The sequence below is a fragment of the Pseudomonas sp. AFG_SD02_1510_Pfu_092 genome (assembly GCF_003331055.1).
GTDB lineage: Bacteria > Pseudomonadota > Gammaproteobacteria > Pseudomonadales > Pseudomonadaceae > Aquipseudomonas.
The window spans coordinates 1-8,815 of record NZ_PUQD01000099.1; the positions used below are offsets into that span (position 1 = coordinate 1).

General features: G+C 63.0%; 5 protein-coding genes. 4 read left to right on the plus strand and 1 reads right to left on the minus strand.

From position 1 onward, the window contains the following. Positions 1-285: 285 nt before the first annotated feature. On the plus strand, positions 286-3,762 hold the full coding sequence (locus tag C6A77_RS24585; RefSeq protein WP_114171948.1) for a PAS domain-containing hybrid sensor histidine kinase/response regulator: 3,477 nt from the start codon (positions 286-288) through the stop codon (positions 3,760-3,762). Here C6A77_RS24585 and rmuC read toward each other — a convergent pair. Continuing rightward, positions 3,734-5,092: a DNA recombination protein RmuC gene (gene rmuC, locus C6A77_RS24590; RefSeq protein WP_161959693.1), complete on the minus strand. Its 1,359-nt coding sequence runs from the start codon at positions 5,090-5,092 to the stop codon at positions 3,734-3,736. The genes C6A77_RS24585 and rmuC overlap by 29 nt on opposite strands. 1,116 nt (positions 5,093-6,208) lie before the next feature. Between rmuC and C6A77_RS24595 the strand changes: the two genes are divergently transcribed. The 3 genes from C6A77_RS24595 to C6A77_RS24605 all read left to right on the plus strand — a co-directional run bounded on the left by C6A77_RS24595 (position 6,209) and on the right by C6A77_RS24605 (position 8,576). After that, a complete protein-coding gene (locus C6A77_RS24595; RefSeq protein WP_009686213.1) occupies positions 6,209-6,433 on the plus strand; it encodes a hypothetical protein in 225 nt (74 codons plus the stop codon). Positions 6,434-6,682: 249 nt separating this feature from the next. Further along, entirely contained in the window at positions 6,683-7,165 is a 483-nt protein-coding gene (locus tag C6A77_RS24600) for a hypothetical protein (RefSeq protein WP_114171950.1), read from the plus strand. Positions 7,166-7,310: 145 nt separating this feature from the next. Next, positions 7,311-8,576 carry an outer membrane protein transport protein gene (locus tag C6A77_RS24605; RefSeq protein ID WP_114171951.1) on the plus strand — a complete coding sequence of 422 codons (1,266 nt, stop codon included), beginning with the start codon at positions 7,311-7,313 and terminating at the stop codon, positions 8,574-8,576. Positions 8,577-8,815 lie beyond the last annotated feature (239 nt).

The window sequence follows — 8,815 nt, forward strand, 5'->3', positions numbered from 1 at the left end:
ATGGGTTTTCTGTGCCGGCCTCTTCGCCGGGGGGGGCCCCCCCCCACCCAGAAAACCCCCCAAAAAAAGGGGGGGGGGGGGGGCCCCCCCCCCCCCCCCCCCCCCGGGGCCCCCCCCGCCCGCCCGGGGGGGGGGGGGGGGGGGGCCCCCCCCCCCGCGAAAGGGCCGGTGCAGGTGGAACATGCGACTTCCTGCCACTGCGACCATCGTCTGCGCTGACGAAGCGTCACCTGCGTGCCAGACTGATTGATCGGGACCGCGTTATCTTTTTGCTTCGGAGTCTTCATGTCGTTGTCCAGCGGGCTGATCGCCGTGGTCGCCCTGGCCTATATGGCCATCATGTTCGCCATCGCCTTCTATGGCGACCGCCGCAGCACGCCGTTGCCGCCGAAACTGCGTGCCTGGGTGTACAGCCTTTCGCTGGCCGTGTACTGCACCAGCTGGACTTTCTTCGGTGCGGTCGGCCAGGCTGCCGAACAGCTCTGGGCGTTCTTGCCGATCTACCTGGGCCCGGTGCTGCTGCTGATCTTCGCGCCCTGGGTGCTGCAGAAGATGGTGCTGATCAGCAAGCAGCAGAACATCACCTCGATCGCCGACTTCATCGCCGCCCGCTACGGCAAGTCGCAGAGCCTGGCCGTGGTGGTGGCGCTGATCTGCCTGATCGGCGTGCTGCCGTACATCGCCTTGCAGCTCAAGGGCATCGTGCTCGGTGTCAACCTGCTGATCGGCGCCAATGCCGACGCCACCGGCACCCGCGTGCAGGACACCGCACTGGTGGTGTCGCTGGTACTGGCATTGTTCGCCATCGTCTTCGGCACGCGCAGCCTGGACGTCACCGAACACCACCGCGGCATGGTCCTGGCGATTGCCTTCGAATCGCTGATCAAGCTGCTGGCCTTCCTCGCCGTGGGCATCTTCGTCGTCTTCAACCTGTACGACGGCTTCGATGACCTGTTCAGCCAGGCACGCCAGTCGATCCACCTGCAGGATTACTGGCAGGAAACCATCAACTGGCCGTCGATGGTGGTGCAAACCGCCGTGGCGATGATGGCGATCATCTGCCTGCCACGGCAGTTCCATGTCACCGTGGTGGAGAACATCGAACCGCAGGACATGCGCCTGGCACGCTGGGTGTTCCCGCTGTACCTGGCGCTGGCCGCGCTGTTCGTGGTGCCGATTGCCCTGGCCGGGCAGATGCTGTTGCCCGGCACGGTGATCTCCGACTCGTTCGTCATCAGCCTGCCGCTGGCCGAGGCCCACCCGAGCCTGGCCCTGCTGGCGTTCATCGGTGGCGCCTCGGCGGCCACCGGCATGGTCATCGTCGAAGCCGTGGCGCTGTCAACCATGGTCTCCAACGACATGCTGCTGCCCTGGCTGCTGCGCCGCAACAACGCCGAGCGGCCGTTCGAGGCGTTCCGCCACTGGATGCTCTCGGTACGCCGGGTGACCATCGTGGTCATCCTGCTGCTGGCCTACGTCAGCTACCGCCTACTGGGTTCCACCGCCAGCCTGGCGACCATCGGCCAGATCGCCTTCGCCGCCGTAACCCAGCTCACCCCGGCCATGCTCGGCGCGCTGTACTGGAAGCAGGCCAACCGCCGCGGCGTGTTTGCCGGCCTGGCCGCAGGCATCTTCCTGTGGTTCTACACCCTGGTGCTGCCGATTGCCGCGCACAGCCTGGGCTGGTCACTGCAACTGTTCCCGGGGCTGGCGTGGCTGCATGGCAACCCGCTGAACCTGCCGATCAGCCCGCTGACCCAGGGCGTGGTGCTGTCGTTGGCCGGCAACTTCACCCTGTTCGCCTGGGTCTCGGTGCTGTCGCGCACGCGGGTTTCCGAGCACTGGCAGGCTGGCCGCTTCATCGGCCAGCAGACCAGCGCCCGTCCCAGCAGCAAGCCGCTGTTGGCAGTGCAGATCGACGACCTGCTGACCCTGGCTTCGCGCTTCGTCGGTGAAGAGCGCGCGCGGCAGAGCTTCATCCGTTTCGCCTACCGCCAGGGCAAGGGCTTCAACCCCAACCAGAACGCCGACGGCGACTGGATCGAACACACCGAACGCCTGCTGGCGGGTGTCCTCGGCACTTCATCGACGCGTGCGGTGGTCAAGGCCGCCATCGAAGGCCGCGACATGCAGCTGGAAGATGTGGTGCGCATCGCCGACGAAGCCAGCGAGGTGCTGCAGTTCAACCGCGCCCTGTTGCAAGGGGCTATCGAGAACATCAACCAGGGCATCAGCGTGGTCGACCAGAACCTGCACCTGGTGGCCTGGAACCGCCGTTACCTGGAACTGTTCAACTACCCCGACGGGCTGATCAGCGTGGGCCGGCCGATTGCCGATATCATCCGCTACAACGCCGAACGCGGCCTGTGCGGCCCGGGCGAGGCGCAGGTGCATGTGGCGCGGCGCCTGCACTGGATGCGCCAGGGGCGTGCTCACTCTTCCGAGCGGCTGTTCCCCAATGGCCGCGTGATCGAACTGATCGGCAACCCGATGCCGGGCGGCGGCTTCGTCATGAGTTTCACCGACATCACCCCGTTCCGCGAGGCCGAGCAGGCCCTGCGCGACGCCAACGAAGGGCTGGAACAACGGGTGGCGGAGCGGACCCACGAGCTGTCGCAGCTGAACCAGGCGTTGTCTGAAGCCAAGAGCCACGCCGAAGCGGTCAGCCAGTCCAAGACCCGCTTCCTGGCGGCGGTCAGCCACGACCTGATGCAGCCGCTGAACGCCGCGCGGCTGTTCTCCGCCGCCTTGTCGCAGCAGGCCGAGGGCATGACCGAAGAGGCCCGGCAACTGGTGCAGCACATGGACAGCTCGCTGCGCTCGGCCGAAGAGCTGATCAGTGACCTGCTGGATATCTCGCGCCTGGAAAACGGCAAGATCACCCCGGATGCCACGCCCTTTGCGCTCAACGAGCTGTTCGACACCCTGGGCGCCGAATTCAAGGTGCTGGCCGCCGAGAAGGGCCTGGCGTTCCGCCTGCGCGGCAGCCGCCTGCGGGTGGACAGCGATATGAAACTGCTGCGCCGGGTACTGCAAAACTTCCTGACCAACGCCCTGCGCTACGGCAAAAGCCCGATTCTGTTGGGCGCACGCCGCCAGGGTGAACGCTTGTGGCTGGAAGTCTGGGACCGCGGCCCGGGCATCGCCGACGACAAGCTGCAAGTGATCTTCCAGGAGTTCAAACGCCTGGACAGCCACCAGACCCGCGCCGAAAAAGGCCTGGGCCTGGGCCTGGCGATTGCCGACGGACTGTGCCGGGTGCTCGGCCACCCGCTGGAAGTACGTTCCTGGCCTGGCAAGGGCACCGTGTTCCGCGTCAGCGTGCCCATCGCCCGCCAGGCCGCCCCGGCGCCCTGCGCCCCCGTGGAGCAAGCTGGCCAGCCGCTGGCCGGCCTGCAGGTACTGTGCGTGGACAACGAAGACAGCATTCTGATCGGCATGAACAGCTTGCTCAGCCGCTGGGGCTGCCAGGTGTGGACGGCGCGCAACCAGGCCGAATGCGAAGCCTTGCTGGGCAAAGGCATGCGCCCGCATCTGGTGCTGGTGGACTATCACCTGGACGATGGCGAGACCGGCACCGGGCTGATGGGCTGGTTACGCGCGCGGCTGGGTGAACCGGTACCGGGCGTGGTGATCAGCGCCGACGGCAGCAAGGAAACCATCGCCATGGTGCATGCGTCAGGCCTGGATTACCTGGCCAAGCCGGTCAAGCCGGCAGCCCTGCGTGCCCTGCTCAATCGCCATCTGAGCCTGGTTCAGTAAGCGCTTCGTCGGCCAACGCGCGCTCCAGCAGGTCGGCCGGCAGGCTCTTGCTGGCGCGGGCGCCCAGCAGCTTCAGCTGTTCACTGCGGCTGACCAGGTTGCCGCGCCCTTCGCACAGCTTGTTGCGCGCCGCGGCATAGGCCTTGTCGACCTGCTGCAGGCGGCTGCCCAGCTCGTCCAGGTCCTGGATGAACAGCACGAACTTGTCATACAGCCAACCGGCGCGCTCGGCGATTTCGCGGGCGTTCTGGCCCTGGCGTTCCTGCTTCCACAGGCTGTCGATCACCCGCAATGTGGCGAGCAAGGTGGTAGGGCTGACGATCACGATCTGCCGGTCGAAGGCTTCCTGGAACAGGTTCGGCTCGGCCTGCAGGGCCGCCGAGAAAGCAGCTTCGATCGGCACGAACAACAGCACGAAATCCAGGCTGTGCAGGCCCTCGAGGCGGTTGTAGTCCTTGCTCGACAAGCCTTTTACGTGGCTGCGCAGCGACTGCACATGCTGCTTGAGCGCGGCCTCGTCGTTGCCAGCCACGAACTGTTGATACGCGGTGAGGCTGACCTTGGCGTCCACCACCACCTGCTTGTCGCCGGGCAGCATGATCAGCACATCGGGCTGGAAGCGCTCGCCGTCGGCGCTCTTCAGGCTGACCTGGGTCTGGTATTCGCGGCCCTTTTCCAGGCCCGCATGCTCCAGCACCCGTTCGAGGATCAGCTCGCCCCAGTTGCCCTGGGTTTTCTGCCCCTTCAGGGCCTGGGTCAGGTTGGTGGCCTCGTCGGACAGGCGCAGGTTGAGCTGCTGCAGGCGCTCCAGCTCCTTGCCCAGCGAGAAGCGTTCGCGGGCTTCCTGCTGGTAGCTTTCCTCCACGCGTTTTTCGAACGCCTGAATGCGCTCCTTGAGCGGGTCGAGCAACTGGCCGAGGTGCTGCTGGCTGGTCTGGGCGAAGCGCTGCTCGCGCTCGTCGAAAATCTTGGTGGCCATATCGGCGAACTGGGCACGCAGGGTGTCACGGGCTTCCTGCAGGTCTTCCAGGCGCTGTTGGTGGCTCTCCTGCTGCTCGCGCAGTTCGGCATCCAGGCGCGCGGTCTGGGCTTCCAGGCGACGCAGTTCGGCTTCGCGGTTGGCACGCTCGAGGCTCCACGCATGGGCGGCGTCACGGGCGTTGTCGCGGTCGATCTGCAGCAGCTCCAGCTCACGGCCGAGGGCTGCCAGCTGGGCCTGCTTGACGGTGTTGGCTTCACTGAGGTCGCTGATCTCGTCGCGGCTGGCGTCCAGCTGCGCCTGCAGGCCGGCCTGGGCCAGCTGGGCGGCGTTCAGCCGCTCTTCGAGCAAGGCCTGTTCGGCGTGCCGCGCGCCCTGGCGGCGCTGGACCTGCATGAGCCACCCCAGGCAGGGTAAGGCGCCTGCCACCAAACCCAGCAGAATGCTGGCCAGATCCACTGTCATGCTTACCCCGATCACACTGTTGCAAATTCAGTGCAGCTTATCACCTGGCAGGGGTGTTGCTGGCAACTCGAAAGGCGCGGCACTGTACCCGTTTTTTTCTCGCCAACACCGTTCGATTCATGGCGAATGGAAAAAATATTTGAACGTTCTTTTCTTGACGTTTTCAAGTGGATGACCAACCAGTCCTTCAGCGCATATCGATTGTCGGACAGTTCACAGCATTGCTGGCACGCCCGTCCTAGAGCAAGCGCCCGGGACAATCCACAGTTCCTGTGGATAACTCGGTGGACAACCCCCTCCCATTCCCCGCAAAGCCCCGTAAATTGGGGCTTTCGGTTAAACTGACGATTTTTTCACCAGCTAAAAATAGTGTTTTTTTTCATTGACTTAACCGCTCAGTCAAGGCATTGGCGAGGCGCTGGCCGGGTGTTACGGGGACGTTGCAAGCGCTGCCCCGAATGTGAACAAGTGCAGCACAAACCTCCGTTTGAGTGCACGAAATCGATACAGTGTGCCGGACATGGGCCCTTCGCCCCCTCTTCACAGCTACAGAAATACGCGGCATACTGCTCGGCTCGCCTGAACAACCGTATAACGCTTGCCAAGCACGTGCACTTCCGGTATGGTGCGCCTCGTTAGTACCAAGCTGAAAGTCAATTCTGGCCGAAAGCGTCCTTGCAGACCCGCTCCTCCCAAGAGTGACCCTGCTGAAACCAGGACCGGCCCATCCGATGATTCACTCGCCAGCCTCGCGCTGCTCTAGCACGAATCACGTGACAGATTGATCAGGATTCCACCCCGACGGCCTAGAACCTTGGCCCCGGCGTGCTGCCTGCCTTCCGAAGTACCTACCAGTCAGCCCAGCGCCCACTTTTTGATTGCGCTCCCTCTGGCTGCCCTGTTCCAGTCAGGTTCGTTCGTCCCTTAATAAAGGCGTCACTGGAACGTTTCTATCATGCACGGATCATAACCCCCGTGTTTAAAGCAGGAACCTCCAACAATATGCAAACTCATCATCAGATTCAGGCTGCCATTGGCACCCTTTCCCAGGCCTTCTCGCCGTTGAAGTGCCTTATCGTTGCCCCGCGCAAGGGCAGCTTTAGCTTCACCTTGGTAGACGAACACGGCGTCGCTTGCCACACCGAGCGCCTGTACCCCGAACAGTACAGCCGCAATGAACCGCTGCAGGCAGTGATCGCCCGAACCCGCCAGTCGCTCACCGCGTGAGCGGCGAATACCGTGGTATTCAGCCGCTGAATCAGCCCATCGCAAGCCTGCCTGAATGTTCCTGGCGTAATTGCCGTAGGGCATATAGCCCGGTTCGTCAGGCAGCAATCGATTTAAAAACAGCCCTTTACACCACGGTTATCACACTACACTTCAACTCGAGCGGTGCTTACCGCTTCCGGCGGGCCTGATCATTCACCAGCTGCCAAGCTCCAGCGCCCGTCCGGCCCCTTACTGCTCGAGGGCATCATGGGTATCGCGGCGAATGAATTGTGTCAGTATGTGATTCGACCCACCCTGGTCTATCTGAACCGTCACTGCGCCAGCGCCGAAGCCTTGTTGCTGGGCATCGCCGCCAGCCAGTCGGCCTTGGGTTCAGCCTTGTACGACCGCCGTGGACATGGCTTGTACCGCATCGGCGAACACCGTCACCAGGCACTGTGGGACGATTATCTGGCTCGTGACCCCGACCTGGCCAGCATGGTCCGTGGCCTGGCCAGCCAGCACGCCTTCCTCGGTGGTCCGCATCTGGAACTCACCGTCAACCTGCGCTACTCCACCGCCATTGCCTGGATGCTGGTCGAAGAACAGGCCACGCCATTGCCTGCTGCCGATGACTTGCTCGCGCTTGCGCGGATCTGGCGACAGATTTTCCACCCCCAAGGTCGCCTGCGCGACTTCACCAACGCCTGGCACACCTGCGTAGATCAGAGATTGCCCCAGGCATCATAAGACGTGTCCTACAAAGTAACCGGAAAAAAGGGAATTTTGGTCGGATTGTCCTACAAAACCGCTCTATCTTCTGCGATCCAGGCTATGGCGCGGCGCGTGATTTGTTGGTAGCTTTTCGCCCCGGAGATCCCAAGGAGTTCTAATAATGAAAAAAGTAATGCTCAAAACCTCCCTCGGCATTGCCGTTGCACTTGCTTCCAGCCAGCTGCTCGCCAGCGGCTTCGCACTGAACGAGCAGAGCATCAGCAGCATGGGGACAGGTTTCGCGGGACGTTCTTCTTCTGCCGAAGATGCCAGCACCGTGTTTGGCAACCCGGCCGGCATGTCCCGCCTCAAGCGCGAACAGTTCACCGTGGGCGGCGCTGCCGTCATCGCCAAGTCCGATATCTCGGGGCCTGGCAGCAACCTCGGGGGGGAAACCGATGGTGACATGGTGCCGGTCGTGGGCGTACCCATGGGTTACTACGTCAAGCCGATCGATGATCATTGGAGCGTCGGCTTCGGTGTCTATGTACCTTTCGGCCTGGTGACCGACTACGGCAGCGATGACGCCGCACGTTACTGGGGCAAAAAGAGCCACGTACAGGTTGTGACGTTCCAGCCTACCGTCAGCTATGCCTTCAACGACAAGGTTTCGATCGGTTTTGGTCCGACCATCAACCGCATCGAAGGGGAACTGGGTTCGAACCTGATCAACCCGTTCACCCCGGGCCGCAATGACGGTGAAGTGAAGATCAAGGGTGACGATACCGCCGTTGGTTACAACATCGGTCTGCTGGTGCAGGCTACCGACCGTACCCGCGTTGGCCTGACCTACCACTCGATGGTCGACTACAAGCTCGAGGGCAAGACCCGCGTCAGCACGCCGCTGATCGGGCCGTTCAACGGCAACAAGTTCGACGCCACGCTGAAGATCAAGACGCCGGAATCGGTAGACCTCTCGGTCACGCACGAACTGGACGATCAGTGGACCCTGTACGCAGGTAGTACCTGGACGCGCTGGAGCCGCCTGGAGAACATCACCGTGCAGAACGATGTTCCGGCGCCACTGGCAGGTTCGGCGTTCCAGACCATTACCGAAGAGCAGAACTGGCATGACACCTGGGCTCACGCCATTGGTGCATCGTACAAGGTCAACAAGGAGTGGGTGCTGCGCACCGGCTTCACGGTCGACCAGTCGCCAACCAACAACCACGATCGCTCGCCGCGTATCCCGACGGGCGACCGCCGGATATTCAGCCTGGGTGCTGGCTGGAGCCCGAACGATGACATGACCATCGATGTTGCTTATTCCTACCTGTGGGAAGAAGACACCAAGGTCAATCAGGTCAGCGCAACCAAAGGCAGCTACCAGACCAAGTACGAGAACAGCGCTCACGGTATTGGTGCCTCCCTCACCTACCGCTTCTGATTCGTACGCGTTACCTGAAAAACCGCCCTCGTGGCGGTTTTCTCATGCCGTTGATCTTGATCTTGATCTTCGCGACTTCAGGAGGCCGAACGCAGGCCTTGCGGAGGGAGGTGACGGGCATGGATGCCCGTCAAGCGCTGAGGCCCCAGGATGGGGGCCTTCGGCGCGGTCCTCCCGGGAGCAAGGCCGGAGTGTGGGAACCCCGGAGCGCAGCGCAGGGGCCGGATGATGGGAGCGCA

What these genes read in the sequence shown, in the direction of transcription:
- C6A77_RS24585 (WP_114171948.1), top strand. Translation starts at nt 286, where the DNA reads ATGTCGTTGTCCAGCGGGCTGATCGCCGTGGTCGCCCTGGCCTATATG.
- C6A77_RS24595 (WP_009686213.1), top strand. Translation starts at nt 6,209, where the DNA reads ATGCAAACTCATCATCAGATTCAGGCTGCCATTGGCACCCTTTCCCAG.
- C6A77_RS24600 (WP_114171950.1), top strand. Translation starts at nt 6,683, where the DNA reads ATGGGTATCGCGGCGAATGAATTGTGTCAGTATGTGATTCGACCCACC.
- C6A77_RS24605 (WP_114171951.1), top strand. Translation starts at nt 7,311, where the DNA reads ATGAAAAAAGTAATGCTCAAAACCTCCCTCGGCATTGCCGTTGCACTT.